Genomic DNA, 19,258 nt, shown 5'->3' on the forward strand with positions numbered 1-19,258 from the left:
AATTCAGGAGTGATTACATGTTTAACCAAGTGACGCTTGTCGGCAGATTCACCCGGGATCCCGAATTAACCTATACGAAAGACGGCACCCCGGTATGCAACTTCACCCTCGCTGTCCAGCGGTCCTTTCGCAACCAGGACGGGGAATATGATGCTGATTTCGTACCTGTTACCGTATGGAGACGGCAGGCGGAAACGACGTGCGAATACTGTCACAAAGGAGCTATGGTCGGTGTAAAAGGAAGAATTAATACCCGGCTCTACGATAACAAAGACAACAAGCGTGTTCAGGTGGTCGAAGTAAACGCCGAAGACGTCCGGTTTTTAAAGCTGCAACACAGCTCTCCCGAAGAACCGCCGGAAAGCATTGGTTTAAATACTGAGCCCTTCCCTGCCGGCATCTAATAATTTTTCTCCCTTCCATTAAACCCCCGCTCTATCCTCCCCGTTTGAAAACAAAGTCCCCCGCACTCCTCTGCAGGGGACTTTTTACATGTATTTCGAGCCATATCTCCACAGCCAGCCTAAAACTACAATGACTGCTGCAGCGGTTACTCCGGTCATGTCGAGGACTACGTCCTGCCACATGCCGTGCCTGTCCGGACTGAAGTGCTGCCGGAATTCGTCAACCAGGGCAAATAGAAACACAAAACTATAGGCCCCTGCAAGCTTTCCCCAAAATGAAAAACTATACGGGTACACTGCAAACAGTGCCGCCATAAATATAACGGTGAACATAAACACATGACTTGCCTTGCGGATAAAAAATTCCACATACCCTTCGACGCCGGAAGCAGCTACGCTCACCGGGTCCCCGCCATAAGTAAAGGAAGGCACGGAAACATACGGCTGCAGCCATTCAAACGGCACATGCTCGAGCCACGGCCGGATGTCCTGCTGCTGATAAGGCATCGAAGTTGAAATAAGAATGGTCAGTACAGCACCTGCAAGCGGCAGCGCAAACAGCCAATTGGGTGCGGACAGTTTTTCTGCTCGTATCTCCAAGGTGCTTACCTTCTTTCTTTTTATTTTCAGTATAAAAAACTTGTGGGCGTTTTTCTAATTTTTAACCCCATACCGTCCATGTAATACTGATTGTGATAGTCATTACAATCAGGCTTACCGGCACACCGATTTTCATAAAATCGGTAAAACGATAGCCGCCCTGCGTGTATACAAATAAATTCGTCTGGTAGCCGATCGGCGTAATAAAGCTTGCCGATGCTGCAATCGCAACAATGACTGCCGCTGCTACAGGGGATACAGATAAAATATCCACTGTTTCCAGTGCCACCGGAAGCATAACGATAGCCGCCGCATTATTGGTTACCACTTCCGTGAATATATTTGTGAGTACATACAGAGCAGTAAATACTCCAAGGACGCCAAACGGCATAAACCATTCGATCATCTGTTCAGCCAGAAGCGAGGCTGCCCCGGTACTCATCATCGCTTCTCCAAGCCCAAAAGCAGCGGCAATGACAATCAGCACTTCGTATGGAATATAGCGGTGGACATCTGTAAGTGACAGTGATCCAGTTACGAGCAGGCCGGCGACAGCAATCAGCGCTGCATAAAAAATAGGAATAATCTGCAGAGCCGCCAGAACAACCATCAGCACCATCATGACAAGCGGCAGCCAGCTTTTCCATCTCGGTCCTTTTAAAAAGGGATTCACGCTATTTTTTAGTACGTGAAAATCATTATGAGCGCTCGTTTTTTGTTCAAATTCCGGGCCAGCCAAAAGCAGGAGCGTGTCCCCCGGCTTTACCACCATTTCTTTCATTTCCGACGAGTAGCTTTCATCATAACGATGAATACCGATAATTGCGGCATCAAACCGCTGGTCAAAGAATATGTCTTTTAATTTGGTGAATAAAATATTAGAGTAATGAGTTACCATTACTTCCATCAGTTTTCGTTCTTTTGGCTGTTCAGATGCCTGGGCTTCGTTTGCTTCTGTTTTGATATTGAGTCCTTCAATGTTTTCAAGCACAGCTACCTGGGCCAGATCTCCGTAAACAACCAGGCAGTCGCCGGGCTCGAGTACATGGTGTTCCCCGACCTCTCTGCTGCCCGGGGCGTCTTTTGGTATCACTGCAAGCAGCTGCATCGAAGGATCGTTAATAAAACCCGCCCGTTTCAGTGTCTCTCCGAGATGCTTGTATGCCAGCGTGATTTCGAGCTTCAGCATATACTTCCGCCGGCCTTCCTTCTGATAGAACAGCGGGGGTTTCCGTGCCGGCAGAATCTTTATGCCAACCGTTAAAATAAAGATGGTGACAGCAATTGTTGCCGGGATGCCGATTAAGGCGAGCTGAAAAAAATGAAACCCTGCGTAGCCCCGCTCCAACAGAAGCCCATGCACAACAAGGTTGGTGGACGTGCCTATTAGTGTAATCGTGCCCCCAATAATCGTGGCGTAGGATAGAGGAAGCAGAAACTTGGATGGAGCGAGGTCATACTTTTCACACCATCGTTTCACAAGCGGTGAAAACGTTGCTACGATCGGTGTGTTGTTTAAAAAACCGCTCATAAGCGCCGATGGCACAAGCATTCTCATTAATGAACCCCTCGGGGTGCGTCCTTTACTCAGCACCCCTTCCACGAAACGGTCGACAATGCCGGTCTGCTGGACGGCCCCTGCGACAATACAAAGAAGGCCAACGGTCAGCATGCCCTGGTTGGCAAACCCCTTCAGCCCCTGTTGCGGGGTAATAAGCCCCGTGACCAACAGCAAAGAAAGCACGAATAGAAAAATAATACTCGGTCTCGCAATTTCTTTCATCAACGCCCCCACCATCGCCAATACGATAATAAGCACCCATGCAATCTCCCAGGACACGCCGTCACCTCCCTCCATGTGTAATCCATAGTATTTTAATATGTTTAATCAATTTTAGACTCATAACCCATTATACTTATCGGCAGGTAATTGTAAAGGAACACTATATGTTTTACACTAGGAGAAGAGAGGTTTCTTACTAGGCGCCGGCTTTCTTCATTGGAGAGACAGGTTTTCGGCGCGTACTCACAAATCTCTTGAATATTTCGAAAAGAGGTGAACCAAAATGGCATTCGTCATTACATCGCCATGTATAGAGGAAAAAGCAGGGGAATGCGTGGATGTTTGTCCTGTAGACTGTATCGAAGAAGGAAAAGAGCAATTTTATATTGATCCGGACGTTTGTATCGACTGTGGTGCCTGTGTAGTTGTCTGTCCAGTAGAAGCAATCGTGGAGGACACTGAACTGACACCGGAAACAGAACCGTATCTGGAAAAAGCAAAACAGTACTTCGGTACAGAATAGATCAGATCCCGCTTTTTATTAGCGGGATTTTTATATTTTATAATTAAGCAGATTAAATTGGGTGAAAACGGGTAAACCATTACTACCCCACCCCATACCTCGATTATTGAACCGGTTTAAGGCAGCATTATCTGCTGCCTGGTTCATGATTGCGCCACTTCCTGATGCCCGCAGGCTTATGCCTGTGGGTATTTGGTGTAGTTAGCCATAAAGAAAGCCGGAGCTCTCAGGAGCTCCGGCTTTCTACGTTTATTCTTCTGATTCAAGATCTTCAATCGATTCGATATCCATATATTCCGGTACAACCAGGCCCGTGATTGCGCCTTCGAGGTTCGGACCAAGATCTTCATAGCTGTCGCCGTATTCTTCCATCTGGCTCGCGTGTGTGTTCGGGAACCAGCCGGCAACCATGCCGTCTGCTTCACCGTCAGCAACGGCCGCAAACATTGGGCCCGCTTCAAGCTGAGTTAACGTTACATCATAGCCAAGGTCGGTAAGCACTTCTCCGACTACGTTCGTAGAAGCAATTTCAGAATCCCAGGCAACGTACACAAGTTCAATTGCTTCACCGTCGACTTCCTCTACGCCGTCAGTCCATTCAGATACCATATCTTCGTTTTCATCGACCCATGCAGCAGCAGCTTCAGCCGGTTCTGTGCCGTCCTGAATCTCTACCATGATTTCTTCCATGTTAGAAGCTTCCCACTGGAACTGATCGAGGAACTGGTACGCCCCCGGTAGATCCTCTTCGAGCCCCTGGCGCACCACGGTATGAATATCGTCACCGTCACCGTAAGAGCCCTCCGGATCCTCCAGGTATTTCAAATCATATTCGGCGAATTTCCAGTGAGGGGTCCAGCCGGTGACAATGATCGGTTCTTCATTTGCAATCGCGTCCCCAAGTGCACTAGTCATTGCCGCTCCTGAGCTTGCCTGGAGATTCCAGTTGCTAAGGTTGTAATCTTCAATCGCCTGGTCTGTTTGAGACATAATGCCAGCCCCAGCGTCAATACCGGTAATCGTGTAGTCTACTTCTTCGCCAAAACCTCCCGAAGAGGATTCTTCACTCGATCCGGAATCGCCAGAGCCGCCGGATTCTTCGGAATCTCCGCCACCGCCGCACGCGGTCATAATTGCAGCCATTGAAACTCCGGCTGCGCCTAAACCAGCTTTTCTCCATAATTTTTCCATGTAAATTACTCCCCTTTTGTTTGAATTATATGGATACTTCCATTAATGGAAGGTGTTCCTATTTTCGCTTACTTGCTCCAATACCCTGCGTCAGCCGGTCCAGGATAATCGCTACAATCACGATCGCAAGACCGGCCTCAAAGCCGCCGCCAACGTCGTTCCGGCCGACGGCAAAGTATACGGCCGTGCCGAGGCCGTCCGCTCCGATCATTGAGGCAATAACGACCATCGACAGCGCCAGCATGATCGTCTGATTAATCCCCGCCATAATCGTTGTTTTGGCCATCGGGAGCTGTACCTTGAACAGCTTCTGGTTCCCCGTCGACCCGAAGGCCTCCGACGCTTCAATGATTTCGGTCGGCACCTGGCGGATGCCGAGGTTCGTAAAACGGATTGTCGGCGGCATCGCGAAGATTACGGAGGCAACGACCCCCGGCACCATGCCGATCCCGAAAAACGCCACGGCCGGGATCAGGTACACAAAGGCGGGCATCGTCTGCATAAAGTCAAGCACCGGCTTCACGGCGCCTTCTACGACCGGGCTCCGGGACATCCAGATGCCGACCGGCACCCCGATCACTATGGAAATCAGCCCGGCGGTTAGTACGATGGCGAGCGTGAGCACCATGTCCTCCCAATAGCCCAGGTTCCAGATCAGGAGCAGCCCAAGCAGAACAAACACCGTGAGCCCGATTTTCCGGCCGGCGAACCAGAACGTTAATCCGGTCATGATTAACAGCAGCAGCCACGGCGGGAAAATGCCGAACAACCATTCGAAGCCGCTGATCAAGTAACCAACAATATCCGTCAGAGGCCCAAAAATAAATTCTGCCTGGGTCAGCCAGGACACAAACGCGTCAATCCAGTCAGCCAGCGGAAGCGGTGTAATCTTATTCAACGGCTTCTACCTCCTTGCCGGACAGGAGCGCCATAACAGAGCCTCTCACGACGATACCTAAGAGCCTGTTATCTTCATCAACGACAGCAACCGGTGTATTTTTGTATGTAAGCAGCTCAATCATTTCCTTGACTACTGTGTCCTTCTGTACTGCCGGCACGTTTTCGTGAAGCACGCTGCGCATATCTTCCGAGCCCTGCTCCACCAGCTTCGATACTTCGTCAGCATGCACGATCCCGAGCAGCGTCCGGTCTTTATTCGTCACATACAGGCTCGAAATGCCTTCTTTTTTCATCCGCTGCAGCGCCACCCGGGGGCCGTCTTTATCAATCGTAAGCGTTTCCGGACGTTTCATGACCGCTTCGGCGGTGAACACCTTGGAGCGGTCTACGTCTTCGACGAACTGGGCCACATAATCATCCGCCGGATGCTGAAGAATGTCCTCCGGCGTACCGATCTGGACAATCCGGCCATCCTTCATAATGGTAATGCGGTCCCCGAGCCGGAGTGCTTCGTCCAGGTCATGGGTAATGAACACGATCGTTTTCTGCATCCGTTCCTGCAGTTCCAGCAGCTCGTCCTGCATCTCCTTCCGGATCAATGGATCCAGCGCGGAAAAAGCCTCATCCATCAGCAGGATATCGGTGTCCGCTGCCAGTGCCCGGGCCAGGCCGACCCGTTGCTGCATGCCGCCGGACAGTTCATCCGGGTACATGTTGCCGTAGCCGCCAAGGCCTACGAGCTGCAGCGCGTCCTCCGCTTTTTTCTTTTTATCCTGATCTTCCAGGCCCTGAATTTCCAAACCGTATGCTACATTGTCGAGAATTGTCCGAAATGGGAATAGTCCGAATTGTTGGAAAACCATGCTCATTTTTTCCCGGCGTACCTTTCTCAGTCCTTTATCATCCATGCGGGCCAAATCATCACCGTCCACCCATACGCTTCCCTCGGTCGGATCAATTAACCGGTTCAGAAGTCGCACTAGTGTAGATTTCCCGCTTCCGGAAAGGCCCATGATGACAAAAATTTCCCCGGCTTCTACCGAAAAATTGGTCCGGTTCACGCCGACCGTGCAGCCCGTTTCTTTTAAAATATCGTCTTTCGATTTCCCCTGTTCCAACAGGTTAATCGCACGGTTCGGGCGCTTGCCGAAGACTTTGGTTAAGTTCTCTACTTCTATCTTCGCCAACGTTTCACACCTCTTTTACTATGTCTGTCTCTGTATTTGTTATCACTCTTTTACTATATATTATTAGGATAAAAGTTACAAAACTTTCCTCACTCCATTTGAGGCTGTTTTATTCATAAAGTATATACTGTACATAAATTATATACTTATATCTATCTTTATCTACTGATTAAAAGATTTAACGACCGAATATTCAATTTTTTTATTTCAAAGCATTTTGCTAAACTTTAAGCACTACATGCAAAAAGGGGGCCCAGTATGGAAAGGGAACAAAAAAACATTCAGGACAAACTGGACGAAGCGAAACATCAGTTTATTGGCACGATTGCCCAAAATATGGGCCTGTACGGCGTTTCCGATACAAACGGACGTTTGTACGGCACCGTGTTGTTTGCCAAGCGGCCCATGACCCTGGATGATATGAGCACAGCACTCGGCATGAGTAAAATGAGCATGAGTACAGGGATACGGGCCCTCATGGAGGCAGATATGGTGGAACGGGTGTGGGAAAAGGGAGTACGCAAGGACCTGTACCAACCCAACGACGACTGGTACCAGTCATTTGCTTCTGCTTTTGTGAACCGGTGGCGGGAAGCTGCGGATAATAATCAAAAAGCAGCCCGCCAGGCCAAAAAAGATTTTGAAACTTTTTTAAAGGAAGCGGACGAGCCGTATCTTATTGAAGTGCTGCAGCACGATCTGGAAAAAATCAACTATGCCCTCGGATATTACGAATGGCTGGATGAAGTGATACGCATCTTTGAAAGCGGTGAAATTTTTACGATGGTCCCCCCAAAATAAGCTCAGCTGTTAAATTTCCAGCAGTGGCAGCCGATGTTCAAGCCGGATCTGTTCACGCACTCTCCTCGCCAAAACTGCCTCCGTATCTGCCGGCTGCCAGAGCAGCGCATACTGATACAAATCATGCCATTCTAAAATATTGGCAAATTGCTGCAGCGAGGGAAGTGGAATACTCCACGTACTGTCATAGCCGGCCAGCAGTTCATTAAAAACCATTCTCGCAAATGACTGATAATCCTCTTCTCCGGAAAAAGACATCAGGATACTCCGCAGCAGCGCCGCAAGATCGTATAACCTTACATGGACTCCCGGCATTGCTCCTGGAAGAAGAACTTTCTCTGCTGAAAACCCAGTCCGCCATTTCACTTCCCTGAAAACAAAACCTATGCTGCCTGGTTGTGTGGCCGCCTGCTGTATGACGGGGAATAACGAATCGATGCTTTGCCGAATAATCGTCTGGCCTTCCGGAAGCAGTTTATCCATCTGTCGTCGCTCTGCCTCAGCGGTCTGTTCTGCCAATAGAATGCTCTTTTTATCGTTTCCCGGCAGTTTTTCATGCCAGCTGCGGTGTTTTGCTGCCAAGCCGGCGCCGAGCTTCCGGTACTTCTCTTTCCCCTTTCCGCAGTTCCCGGATTTCTTCTGATACATATAGGCATGGCCATCCTCCCCTGCACTCGGCAATTTTTTCCCATCTATCGTTTTTCTTATACCGATATCATTTTCAGCTTCAAGCCACTGAATTGTTTCTTTCTCTGAAAGGACAAGCTTTCCAACTATCAGAACCCATTCTGTATTCATTCCGTCTTTCACTTCATAATGACTGGCTCCGCATTGTTGAACCGTTGCCCGGGCTATACCGTACACTTCCTGGATCCAATGGCTGATTGCTTTTGTGTTCATCAAACGCCTCCGTTTCATTTACTGTAGATTTTTCCGGTTTTCTTTTACACTGGACTAGCATAGAAAAGCATTCTGTTTAGTTGGAGGAACGCGTATGAATATAAGCATTCTTGACCAGTCACCAATTGCAGACGGCGAAACACCCGAAAAAGCCTTTGAACACACACGTGAACTTGTTAAACTGGCCGAAGACTTGGGATTTCACCGCTTTTGGGTAGCTGAGCATCACAGCACGAGCGGCCTGGCCGGTTCTTCGCCGGAAATTCTGATGTCGCACCTGGCAAGCGTTACTTCAAGCATCCGCATCGGTTCAGGAGGGGTCCTGCTTCCCCAGTACAGTCCTTATAAAGTAGCAGAAAACTTCAAGGTGCTTGAAGCTTTATTTCCAGGCAGAATCGACCTTGGCATCGGAAGGTCTCCCGGGGGAGGCAATACGATCCGGGAAGCTTTGACCGATGGCCATAAAAAGAGCCTTTCCGCCTTCCCCCGCCTTCTGCAGGAAGTCCAGGGGTTTATTGACCGCTCTCTTCCTGGAAACCACCCCTATGCCTCCATTAAAGCCTCTCCGATGAGTGCCTCTCTGCCCGAAACATGGGTGCTGGGCCTGTCTGAACGCGGCGCCCGGGACGCTGGCAAACAAAGCGCCGGGTTCATGTTTGGCCATTTCATCAGTCCCGACCAGGGGGTGGACGCAGTCCGAAAATATCACGATTCTTTTGTACCAAGCGAGCGCCAGCCTCGGCCGGTGACTGCCGCCTGCGTATTTATCGTTTGTGCTTCCACCGACGAAGAAGCTGAGCACCTCGCTTTAAGTCAGGACCAATGGCTGTTAAATGTTGAAAAAGGAACAAATACGAAAGTACCTGCTCCAAACAGTGTAGACCCCAGTAACTGGACACAGGAGGAACAGGAAAAAGTCCGGCACAATCGACGCCGTGCTGTTATTGGCTCTCCCGCCACGGTCCAAAAGCAGCTGCGCGAGCTTCGGGATAAGCTCGGACTCGATGAATTAATGGGCATTACCAACATTTATGATTTTGAAGCAAAAAAGATATCTTTTCAGTATACCGCAGATATTGCCGACAATCTTTAAACAAAAAATCCGCACGCTCGATTGAGCGGAGCGGATTTTTTCGTTCTTAAGAATCTGTGGCCGGGACTCCCTGTCTGTTTTCCTGGACTTCTTTTTCGCTGGAGCGAAACGAAAGCCACGAAAGCATTAATCCTAAGAGCGTAATAACAGCACCGGCCATACCAATCAGCGGAAGGCTGAAACCAAGGCTGATCACTACACCGCCGACCCAGGCTCCAAAGGCGTTGGCCAGATTAAATGCAGAGACTGCAGAAGCGCTCGCAATCGATGGCGCTCCTTCTGCCGCCCGGATAACCGTCGTCTGCAGAATAGGCACCGTTCCAAAGGCCCCCATTCCAAGCAGAAGCACCGAAATCGGAGCCAGCCAGGTAATCGTGCTCGTTAAGGTGAGAGTCGACAAAATAACAGTCAACGAAGCCATCACAACCATCAGCGGCTTCAGCAGTGATTCAGCGTTCAGGCGTCCGGAAAGCATGTTGCCCAGAACGCCCCCTACCCCGAATAAAAAGAGGGAAAGCGTTATACCTACCGGACCAAGGCCGGTAATATCCTGAAGCAGTGGTTCAATATACGTGTAGGCAGTGAAAACGCCTGAATATCCGAAAACCGTAATAGCTAGTGCAAACAGCACCTGCTTCCTCTTAAATACGCCAAGTTCTTTTCTCATCGATGTTGGCTCTTCGGCGTTCATATTCGGCACGAAAAAGATGATGCCGAGCAGGCTGATAACACCGAGGCCGGCAATGCCGGCAAAAACCATTCTCCAGTCAAACAAATCTCCAATATATGCTCCAAACGGCACCCCGATCATTAGCGAAATAGTCAGTCCGCCGTTAATGGCAGCCACCGCGCCGGCTTTCTTCGATGGAGGGACAACTTCACTCGCCATAACCATGGCAATGGCAAAGAAAGGTCCGTGCATCAATGCGGAGAAGACGCGTGCCCACAGCAGCACCGTATAGTTTGGAGCCAGGGCACTGGCGATGCTGGAGCCGATAAACAGCAGCATCAATCCAATCAATACATACTTTCTTGGAAATTTCACCAACAGAGATATAGCGATTGGCGAGAGCACAGCGACACCGAGCGCATACATGCTGACAATCAGCCCTGCAGCAGAAATCGTGATGCCAAAGGAATCCGAGACATTCGATAAAATCCCCATGGCGACGTATTCGGTAGTACCGATAGCGAACGTAGAAATCATAAACATGGCAATCATCACCATTGGGCGAAACGTTTGGCCATTGCGTACGATCATTGTTATCCCTCCTTGATATATTAATCAATCATTCTTTCGTCCTGTTTAACCGCAACGAGTTCTTATTCTATAGGCTGAGTCTACATACGTCTAGATTGTAAAACGCTTACGACACAAAATCGTCACATTTTTTCTGTTGATTTTTTTATTTACATCATGTAAAGGTTACCATTTCTTTTTTATCAATATTTGTATTTGCTTTACGGAATCGTCATCATGATGTTTTTTGTACAATCCGCTGACATCAGGGGTTTGCGCAGAAATCCCCCGGGGTAAACCTTTTTTCGTGCGCGTTAGCCAAAACGTTTCGACATAATTTAACAGCAGGAAAGAAGGGACATCATGTTTTCACTTTTTACATTCATCCTCATTACCATAGCCATTGCCGGTTACGCCTCCTACCGGACAAAAAGCATTAATATGAAAAGCCAGGAAGGCTATTTTCTCGGCGGACGCAGCCTGATGGCACTCACCATCGGCTCCTCTACTCTGCTTGCCAATCTTTCTACCGAGCAGCTTGTCGGACTGAGCGGACAGACGTACACTGGATCGATGGCTTCAATGGCCTGGGAAGTTACAACGCCGATCGCGCTCATTTTTATGGCGTTTATGTTTCTGCCAAAATACTTACGGGCGGGGGTAACCACCGTCACCGAATTTCTTGAAAAGCGTTATGACCAGCGGACCAGACAGATTGTTTCTTTACTGATGCTGCTTGGCTTTGCCTCTTCATTTCTTCCGACGGTGCTGTATTCCGGCTCGCTTGTGCTTGATCAAATATTTGATATTTCAAGCGTGCTCGGCACGAGTCAATTCTTCACTGTTTTGATTGTCTCTGCCGCCATTGGGCTTGTCGGTATGCTCTACATCGTATTCGGCGGTCTGAAGGCCATTGCTTCTGCCGACTCCCTGTACGGCGTTGGCTTAATTGCCGGGGGCCTGCTTATTCTCATACTCGGTCTCATGGCGCTCGGCAATGGTAACGTGTTTAACGGAGTCGGGACGCTCACCTCTGAACATACTGAAAAATTAAATGCCATCGACGGCAGCAATGACGCCCAGGTGCCCTGGCCCACCATATTTATGGGACTGTTATTTAATAACCTTTTTTATTTTTGTATCAACCAGGCCATTGTCCAGCGTCCACTTGCAGCACGCAATTTAAAAGAAGGCCAAAAAGGCGTCATGATTACCGCCCTGTTTAAATTATTCGGCGCCTTTTACCTCGTTCTTCCCGGCGTAATCGCTTATCATCTGTATGGCAACAGTCTCGCCAATGGAGACGCCGCGTACCCGGCCCTTGTGACTGACCTGCTGCCGCCAGTAATCACTGGCGTATTCGCAGCTATTTTGTTCGGGGCTGTCCTGAGTTCGTTTAATGGGGGTATTAACAGCGTGATTACGCTGTTTACGCTTGATTTGTATAAACCGCTATTTCACCCGGACGCAGATGAAACGACTCTTGTTCGTTCCGGCCAGCGGTTTGCGATGATTGTAGCAATCGTTTCTATTTTCATCTCCCCATTTATTTTGTTTGCCCCATCAGGGCTTTATAACTATCTACAGGAAATGTTCGGGTTTTTCAATATCCCCGTGCTTGCCATTATGGTCGTCGGCTTTTACACCAAAAGAGTGTCGCCATTTGCCGCAAAAGTGGCTGTGCCGGTGCATATCATCTTGTACGGCGCCAGTAAAATCTTTATCGGAGAACTCAACTTCCTTTATGTACTGAGCGTGTTGTTTCCACTCAGCGTAATCGTGATGCTTGTTGTCGGTAAATTCAAACCGATGGCCGAACCTTTTGAATTCAAAAATGAAGCACCTGTCGATATGGTGCCTTGGAAATACGCTAAACCAGCTGCGGCCGGCCTGGTTGCCGGCATCGCTATCCTATATGTTATCTTTTCTCCTCTTGGAATTGCTTCTTAAACGAAAAAATGCCCCAAAGCCGAAAAGCAGGCTGTGGGGCATTTTTTCGTTTACTCCCAGTCTTCGAGCACGATTTTTCCGATCGCTTTTCCCGACTCCACTTTACGGTGCGCTTCTTTCATTTGGCTGGCATTCAGCGGCGTCAGCGTTTCGGTCAGCGTTGGCTTAATGATGCCCTGGTCAAACAGATCAGCCAGCTCGCCCAAAATAACGTGCTGGCGGATCATATCCTCTGTCTGGTACATCGGCCGTGTGAACATAAATTCCCACATAAAGGCGGCGCTTTTCGCCTGCAGGTCGGTCAGCTGGAGCGGCTCCTCTGTCTCCACAATCGAGCAGATGGCCCCCTGAGGACGGATGCACTCCGCCATGCCGTCCCAGTGCTGCGCCGTGTCGGTAAAGCAGAGAATATAATCCACTCCGTTATAGCCTGCATCCTGAAGCTGTTTTAACAGCGGCTGATGGTGATTGATCACTTTGTCTGCGCCCATTTGCTCGCACCAGGCGGTGGTCTCTTCACGCGAAGCAGTAGCCACTACGTCGAGTCCGGCCCATTTAGCAAGCTGAATTGCAATAGAACCAACCCCACCGGCGCCGTTCAGGACGAGTACCGAAGAACCGCGGTCCCGTTCGGGCACGATGCCGATCCGGTCAAACATCGCTTCATATGCAGTAATGGCCGTTAAAGGCATGGCGGCGCTTTCGGCCATGGAAAGCTGTTTCGGGCGTCTTCCTGTGACCCGCTCGTCCACCAGGTGATATTCCTGATTGGAGCCGGAACGCTGATTGCTGCCTGCGTAATACACTTCATCGCCGGGCTGGAACAGGGAAGCCTCTTCGCCCGCAGCTTCAACTATGCCAGCAGCGTCAAAGCCGAGAATCTGCGGCTGCTCTTCCTCCACCCCTTCATTTGCACCACGGATTTTTGTATCCACGGGATTTACGGAGACTGCCTGCACACGCACAAGCAGGTCCCGCCCTTTCGGTTCAGGCTTTGCTGCGTCAAACATTTCTAAGCTGGCGTCCTCTTCAATTGGAAGGTGCTTTTTAAAGCCTATTGCCTTCACTATAACCCCTTCTTTCTTCACTTGGTTAGAACCACTCTTGTTTCTCATACCCATCCAGTTCCATCCGGCAAACAACCCGAAGCCGCTTATGCCTGTTCGAAATTTCCGTTGAATTAGGTTATAATAAAAGCACTAATTTTAAGGAAAGAAGGCGGCGTATGCAGGATCAAACCCACACATTCACCAAACGGGAGGAATTTGCCAACGCGCTCACGCACGGCATCGGAGCAATGCTAAGTGTGGCTGCACTTGTTGTGATGATTGTTTTTGCTTCCATGAATGCTTCGTCCCTCCATGTGGTGAGCGTTTCTATCTTCGGCACATCCATGCTTCTTTCCTACGTCTGCTCCACTCTGCTTCACAGCTTTCCTGCAGGAAAGCTCAAAGACCTGTTCGAGGTCTTTGATCACTCTGCCATCTATATATTCATTGCCGGTACGTATACGCCATTTCTATTTCATGCACTGGAAGGCATCTTAAGCTGGACGCTGTTTGGCATTGTCTGGGGCATTGCTTTTGTCGGCATTCTTTTCAAAGCCTTTTTCAGCAAGCGTTTTCGCATTCTTTCAACCTTGTTTTACATCGGTATGGGCTGGATTATCATTATTGCCTGGCCCGCGCTTGTGAGTGCCCTTCCACCCGGCGGCCTCGTGCTTCTCGTTACCGGAGGTATATTGTACACAGCCGGCACCGTCTTCTACATGTGGCGGAGCTTTCCTTTCCACCATGCCGTCTGGCACTTTTTTGTCCTCGCCGGCTCTACGGCTCATTTCGCTGCCGTATTTTTTTACATCATCCCTTTATAGACCTTTCTTCGTCTCCCACGGCCCGGCCGGCGGGAGACTTTTTTGCCAACATTTCCTTGTGCCATTATTCTTTGTTTGACTCCTTCTTCTGCACGGGTAAAAGCTAATATTAAATACAAACCGAGTGGAGGCAACAATTAATGGAACGAATCTTATTGGGAGAAACAGACATCGAAGTGTCACGTGTAGGCCTGGGAACATGGGCTATGGGTGGTGTGCTCTGGCAGAATGAGCCGGATGAACAGGCCGCAGTGAAAACAATCCGGCAGGCACTCGATATAGGCATTACCACTATTGATACGGCACCGGATTACGGTCTGGGAAATTCCGAAACGTTTATTGGAAAAGTTTTAAATCAGGCGGGCACTCCAAGGGAGCAAGTACAGCTGTTTGGAAAACCCGGCGTTAACTGGAACGAAGACAAAGAGCTTTTCCGGGACATGCGTCCGGATAAAGTAGAAACGGAAATAGATAATACACTGCGCCGGCTGAACACGGACTATTTGGATTTATATCAAATTCACTGGCCGGATCATGAAACCGGCATGGAAGATATGGGCAATGTTATGAATAAGCTGTACGAAAAAGGAAAAATCCGCGCTATTGGTGTAAGTAATTTCACTCCGGACGAGATGGAAGAATTGCGCCAGTACGTGCCGCTTCATGTCACGCAAAACCAGTACAATATGTTCCAGCGGGAGTTGAAGCCGTGGTTTGAATATGCCGAACGCAACCATATTGCAGGTATTACCTGGGGCACGTTCGCACACAGTCTTCTGACCGGCAAGGTGGATGCCCAAAGCACGTTTACAGATGAAGACATCCGCGCAAGTCTGCCTCTGTACCAGAGCAATAGCAGAAACTACTATTTGGCAGCAGTCAGAGAACTGCAGGAGTTCGCTCACGAGCGAAACAAAACCATCGCCCAGCTTGCAGCACGCTGGACACTTGAAAACAGCGGTATAAGCATGTGCCTCTGGGGCGCAAGAACCCCGGAGCAGATCAAAGAAGCCGAAGGCGTTGATGGCTGGATACTCGACCAGGAAGAAATGGAGCATATTGAAGATATTCTTGCCAAACACGTCCCTTCGCTTCAGAACAATCAATTAAATATTTACGCCCCGCCTGAACGTTCAGACGTATAAATATATCAATTGGCTGAAAAACAAACGAAATACCGTAAAAGAACCCGTCCATTTAGGGCGGGTTTTTTAATCCCAAACAGTGTAATGACGGTGTTGTTCAAACTGTACCTGACGCCGGGGCCAACGCGCTCGAATATTAATTTGTTATAATAGAGTCAAATTACGTCAAAAGGATGTTTTGCTTGCCAACACGCGCCCACGCCTATATCAATACTGCCCTGGCCATTCTGACCGTTTACGCTGTGTTGTTGACGACCCGGCTGTTTTTCGACACCCACGAGCTTCTCGTTTTCATCACGCACCCGCTTTTCTTAATTCTTCCTGTCGGCCTCACGGTGGCAGGGCTGAGGTACTTTGTCGTTTATATTGAAGAGAAAAACAAAAAACGCTTCCTTTATTTTTTAATCTCCGGAAGCGCCGCGCTATTTCTGCTGTTTTTATTATTTTTATATATTATTTCCAGGCTTGTTGCCCTTTGAAACAATTTACTTCTATTCAAAATTTTGATAAGCTTCAAGATATTTCATCAATCGTTTTTAAAGGAGAGAGAGTATGGCACAATTAGCATCCTGGCGGACAAAAGCTCCCTATCGGGCGGATCAGGTGGGAAGCCTTTTACGTACGGCCGCCATCAAAGACGCACGGGAAAATTACGCGAATGGCTCTATTTCCACGGAAGAACTGCGCCGTGTAGAAGATAAAGAAATCGAGCGCGTCGTTGAAAAGCAAAAAGAAACAGGACTTCAGGCTGTGACAGACGGAGAATTTCGTCGTGCCTGGTGGCATTTTGATTTTCTTGAAGACCTGATCGGCGTGGAAGCCTATGAAAAAGATTCCGGCATCCAGTTTGAAGGAGTGCAGACGAAAGCACGCGGGATCAAGGTAACTGGAAAAATTGACTTTAGCGATAAGCATCCTATGCTTGAAGATTTCCGCTACCTTCATCAGATTACCGGAAGTACAGAAGCTAAGTTCACAATTCCAAGCCCGAATATGCTTCACCTCCGGGGCGAGATCGACACCGATTTATACAGTGGCCCAGAAGATATGATCGATGACCTGGCCAAAGCATATCAGAAAGCGATACAGGCATTCTATGACGCCGGCTGCCGCTACCTGCAGCTTGACGACACATCCTGGGCCCACCTGTGCTCCGAAGAACAGATCAAGCACATGGAGCAGGAAGGAATCAATCACCGTTCCCTTGTGGAACGCCATGCCCGGGCGGTCAATGAATCTGTAGCCTATAAGCCGGAGGACATGACCATTACTATGCACATCTGCCGCGGCAACTTCCGTTCCACATGGTTTTCTTCCGGCGGATACGAGCCGGTAGCTGATATTTTATTCGGCAGCGTCAACGTTGACGGGTTTTTCCTGGAATATGACAATGACCGGGCCGGCGATTTCAAACCACTTCGCTTCATTAATCGCGAAAACGTTCAGGTGATCCTTGGCCTGATTACTTCTAAAAGCGGCGACCTTGAAAATGCTGACGACGTGAAAGCCAGGATCAGGGAAGCTTCTGAGTATGTGCCGCTCGAACAGCTCTGCCTGAGTCCTCAATGCGGATTTGCTTCGACAGAAGAAGGAAATATTTTAACCGAAGACGAACAGTGGAAAAAACTGGAGCATGTTGTGACTATTGCCAAAGATGTATGGCAGGGATAACACCAAAAAGCAGGGCCGAAAATTTCGGCCCTGCTTTTTTGATTATCTTTAGTTGCTTAACACTGGAGATTCTTTTGAAAAATCGCTTGTCTCAAGCTGTTCGTACAGAAAATCGACAAGCGTCTGGCGGTACAGGGTGTTTTTTAAATTATGGCGACCAGGATAGCCCACCGTCGGTGCATTTTCGCCGGAAGGCTTATCGGAAAGCACCGGCACCCGCACAAGCGTCCAATCCAGATTCGACTGGCGGATAATGTCGGCTGCATTCGCGTGCTCATTCGAGCCTTTAAATTTTGCCACCTTCCAGCCCGCAGTCATAAGGCTGAACCGCTTGGACGTGCCGTCCTGCGGCGTTTTCACATCCGAGCTCGTGACCGCCACAAGCCGGTTGATACCGCGTTCCTGCATCGCATTCACAATGTGGGACACACCGGTGCTGAGCGGCGTTCCCTTCGCTGCTTCCTTGCGCCCGAGCAGGCTGACTACCGCGTCAGCCCCCCTCAAAGAATCGTAGACATTCTGGTAATTCGTAATTTTCCCTTCATGAACAGTTAAATTATCGTTTTCAATTAATAGCTTTTCCGGTTGGCGGGCGTACACTACTACTTCGCTGCCCTCTTTTAAAGCTTTGCGGACAAAACGTTTTCCCGTGTTGCCGGTCGCACCAAATACAACTATTTTCATATTGGTTCCCTCCTACTTGTTCACACTGCTCCTCTATTGTACCGGAGATGCAAAGCAAACCCAACCGCAGCAGGGAAAACATAAATAAAAGGAGAGCGATTGAGGCCCCGGTTGCTCAATCGCTCTCCTTTATATCCATCGATGTGTTAATCTGCTGCTAAAAGCCTCCGGTTCACTTTCTTATGGATGCCCGGCATAAACAACAAGCCACTCAACGTGGAAGCCAGGCTCTGCAGAAGCCGTCACCATGATGGATGAAACAGATAATTTTTTCAGGGTCAGACCATGTTAGGTCCGCCGGTTGATCTTTTTACCTGCATGATGCTTTTTTGCAAGAACTACTTAGTTTACGTACAAAGTTGTTTACTGGATCACTTTTTTATAAAAAAATTTTAAGCAAAATAAAAAAGCCTTCGTTCGAAGACTCTTACATCAAATAATCCCAGGCATTTTTGGCAATTAAAGCGATCGTCACGATGATAAACAGCATCTTCACGTAGGCCGATCCTTTTTTAATGGCGACATTTGCCCCGACATATGCGCCGGCAATCATCGCGGCCCCCATTGGCAGGCCATACGCGTAATGAATGGAATCAAACCAGATGAATGCGAGCAGGCCGCCAATGTTGCTCGCAAAGTTCAGCACTTTGGCGTTCCCTGCCGCTTCGACAAAGTTAAAGCCAAGAAAAATAAAAGCAAACAGTAAAAATGACCCTGTTCCCGGTCCGAGAAACCCGTCGTAAAATCCAAGCACAACAGCGATAACGGCACCGATGAGCCACACTTTACGAGTGATACTCTGAAAGGTGGAAAGGCTTCCGAGGTTTTTATTGACCAACGTGTAGACCGTTACCACAACGAGCAGAATCAAAATAATCGGCTCCAGAATATCGGGTGGGATCCTCTGCACGACGATTACGCCGAGCACCGAGCCCGCAAAGGCCAGCGGAAAAAGTGTAAATACAAGACGTTTATTAATCTGGCCGTGCCGGAGAAACGAAACCATGCTCGTCCCGGAGCCCATCGTCCCGGCAAGCTTATTCGTACCAAGTGCCGTCTGCGGCGACATGCCGGTAAAAAGGAGCGCCGGCATGGCAATCAGCCCGCCCCCGCCGACTACCGCGTCGACAAACGCAGCGAGAAAACCGATCACAATCAAAAATAATAAAATCGATAATGAAAACTCATCCATATGTATGCAGCCCGCTTTCTGTAAAAACCAAAGATGTCCCTGCCATTTTACCGATTTCGACCGATGATTTCCACCTGTTTCCAACCACTTCAACATAAAGCTCTTTATGTTGAAGTGGTTG

19 protein-coding genes are annotated in these 19,258 nt (G+C 49.0%); 9 read left to right on the top strand and 10 right to left on the bottom strand.

What is annotated here, in order from left to right; translation table 11 throughout:
- Window positions 1-17 precede the first annotated feature (17 nt).
- On the top strand, window positions 18-404 hold the full coding sequence (locus tag ACTTK6_RS09890; RefSeq protein ID WP_462833317.1) for a single-stranded DNA-binding protein: 387 nt from the start codon (window positions 18-20) through the stop codon (window positions 402-404).
- An 84-nt stretch (window positions 405-488) separates the two neighbouring features.
- On the opposite strand, the gene ACTTK6_RS09895 is transcribed toward ACTTK6_RS09890, so the two are convergent.
- Complete coding sequence (locus ACTTK6_RS09895; RefSeq protein WP_462833318.1) at window positions 489-1,004, bottom strand: VanZ family protein; 516 nt, start codon at window positions 1,002-1,004, stop codon at window positions 489-491.
- Window positions 1,005-1,065: 61 nt separating this feature from the next.
- Window positions 1,066-2,844, bottom strand: a complete 1,779-nt coding sequence (locus ACTTK6_RS09900; protein WP_462833319.1) for an SLC13 family permease — start codon at window positions 2,842-2,844, stop codon at window positions 1,066-1,068.
- Between the two features lie 226 nt (window positions 2,845-3,070).
- Between ACTTK6_RS09900 and ACTTK6_RS09905 the strand changes: the two genes are divergently transcribed.
- Entirely contained in the window at window positions 3,071-3,310 is a 240-nt protein-coding gene (locus ACTTK6_RS09905) for a DUF362 domain-containing protein (protein ID WP_079475396.1), read from the top strand.
- A gap of 249 nt (window positions 3,311-3,559) precedes the next feature.
- Here ACTTK6_RS09905 and ACTTK6_RS09910 read toward each other — a convergent pair whose 3' ends face one another.
- The 3 genes from ACTTK6_RS09910 to ACTTK6_RS09920 are packed head-to-tail and all read right to left on the bottom strand — an operon-like array spanning window position 3,560 to window position 6,588.
- On the bottom strand, window positions 3,560-4,501 hold the full coding sequence (locus tag ACTTK6_RS09910; protein ID WP_462833320.1) for a glycine betaine ABC transporter substrate-binding protein: 942 nt from the start codon (window positions 4,499-4,501) through the stop codon (window positions 3,560-3,562).
- Between the two features lie 58 nt (window positions 4,502-4,559).
- Window positions 4,560-5,399: an ABC transporter permease gene (locus ACTTK6_RS09915; protein ID WP_079475394.1), complete on the bottom strand. Its 840-nt coding sequence runs from the start codon at window positions 5,397-5,399 to the stop codon at window positions 4,560-4,562.
- Window positions 5,392-6,588, bottom strand: coding sequence for a quaternary amine ABC transporter ATP-binding protein (locus ACTTK6_RS09920; RefSeq protein WP_462833321.1), 1,197 nt, complete (start codon window positions 6,586-6,588; stop codon window positions 5,392-5,394). Before ACTTK6_RS09920 ends, ACTTK6_RS09915 begins: the two co-directional genes overlap by 8 nt.
- A gap of 258 nt (window positions 6,589-6,846) precedes the next feature.
- On the opposite strand from ACTTK6_RS09920, the gene ACTTK6_RS09925 reads away from it, so the two are divergent.
- Window positions 6,847-7,389 (top strand): GbsR/MarR family transcriptional regulator, encoded by a 543-nt coding sequence (locus ACTTK6_RS09925; protein ID WP_079475392.1) that lies wholly within the window; start codon window positions 6,847-6,849, stop codon window positions 7,387-7,389.
- A 9-nt stretch (window positions 7,390-7,398) separates the two neighbouring features.
- Here ACTTK6_RS09925 and ACTTK6_RS09930 read toward each other — a convergent pair whose 3' ends face one another.
- On the bottom strand, window positions 7,399-8,289 hold the full coding sequence (locus tag ACTTK6_RS09930) for a hypothetical protein (RefSeq protein WP_462833322.1): 891 nt from the start codon (window positions 8,287-8,289) through the stop codon (window positions 7,399-7,401).
- Between the two features lie 94 nt (window positions 8,290-8,383).
- On the opposite strand from ACTTK6_RS09930, the gene ACTTK6_RS09935 reads away from it, so the two are divergent.
- A complete protein-coding gene (locus ACTTK6_RS09935; protein ID WP_462833323.1) occupies window positions 8,384-9,382 on the top strand; it encodes an LLM class flavin-dependent oxidoreductase in 999 nt (332 codons plus the stop codon).
- 46 nt (window positions 9,383-9,428) lie between these two features.
- On the opposite strand, the gene ACTTK6_RS09940 is transcribed toward ACTTK6_RS09935, so the two are convergent.
- Entirely contained in the window at window positions 9,429-10,643 is a 1,215-nt protein-coding gene (locus ACTTK6_RS09940) for an MFS transporter (protein ID WP_094908625.1), read from the bottom strand.
- Window positions 10,644-10,982: 339 nt separating this feature from the next.
- Here ACTTK6_RS09940 and ACTTK6_RS09945 point away from each other — a divergent pair, with 339 nt between their 5' ends.
- Window positions 10,983-12,572 (top strand): solute:sodium symporter family transporter, encoded by a 1,590-nt coding sequence (locus tag ACTTK6_RS09945; protein ID WP_462833329.1) that lies wholly within the window; start codon window positions 10,983-10,985, stop codon window positions 12,570-12,572.
- Window positions 12,573-12,622: 50 nt separating this feature from the next.
- Here the strand turns inward: ACTTK6_RS09945 and ACTTK6_RS09950 are convergent, their stop codons facing one another.
- Window positions 12,623-13,639, bottom strand: coding sequence for a zinc-binding alcohol dehydrogenase family protein (locus ACTTK6_RS09950; protein WP_462833324.1), 1,017 nt, complete (start codon window positions 13,637-13,639; stop codon window positions 12,623-12,625).
- A gap of 158 nt (window positions 13,640-13,797) precedes the next feature.
- On the opposite strand from ACTTK6_RS09950, the gene trhA reads away from it, so the two are divergent.
- The 4 genes from trhA (at window position 13,798) to ACTTK6_RS09970 (ending at window position 17,261) form a co-directional block, all read left to right on the top strand.
- On the top strand, window positions 13,798-14,445 hold the full coding sequence (gene trhA, locus ACTTK6_RS09955) for a PAQR family membrane homeostasis protein TrhA (RefSeq protein ID WP_079475379.1): 648 nt from the start codon (window positions 13,798-13,800) through the stop codon (window positions 14,443-14,445).
- Between the two features lie 140 nt (window positions 14,446-14,585).
- Window positions 14,586-15,590 (top strand): aldo/keto reductase, encoded by a 1,005-nt coding sequence (locus ACTTK6_RS09960; RefSeq protein WP_462833325.1) that lies wholly within the window; start codon window positions 14,586-14,588, stop codon window positions 15,588-15,590.
- A 182-nt stretch (window positions 15,591-15,772) separates the two neighbouring features.
- Window positions 15,773-16,069 (top strand): hypothetical protein, encoded by a 297-nt coding sequence (locus ACTTK6_RS09965; RefSeq protein WP_079475377.1) that lies wholly within the window; start codon window positions 15,773-15,775, stop codon window positions 16,067-16,069.
- A 73-nt stretch (window positions 16,070-16,142) separates the two neighbouring features.
- The gene (locus tag ACTTK6_RS09970) at window positions 16,143-17,261 is read left to right on the top strand and encodes a 5-methyltetrahydropteroyltriglutamate--homocysteine S-methyltransferase (RefSeq protein ID WP_462833326.1); all 1,119 of its coding nucleotides are present in this window, start codon (window positions 16,143-16,145) and stop codon (window positions 17,259-17,261) included.
- 48 nt (window positions 17,262-17,309) lie between these two features.
- On the opposite strand, the gene ACTTK6_RS09975 is transcribed toward ACTTK6_RS09970, so the two are convergent.
- Both ACTTK6_RS09975 and ACTTK6_RS09980 read right to left on the bottom strand, forming a co-directional pair.
- On the bottom strand, window positions 17,310-17,945 hold the full coding sequence (locus ACTTK6_RS09975; protein ID WP_079475375.1) for an NAD(P)-dependent oxidoreductase: 636 nt from the start codon (window positions 17,943-17,945) through the stop codon (window positions 17,310-17,312).
- 427 nt (window positions 17,946-18,372) lie between these two features.
- Complete coding sequence (locus ACTTK6_RS09980; protein ID WP_079475374.1) at window positions 18,373-19,137, bottom strand: sulfite exporter TauE/SafE family protein; 765 nt, start codon at window positions 19,135-19,137, stop codon at window positions 18,373-18,375.
- Between the last annotated feature and the right edge of the window lie 121 nt (window positions 19,138-19,258).

It is taken from the genome of Marinococcus salis (genome assembly GCF_054971365.1).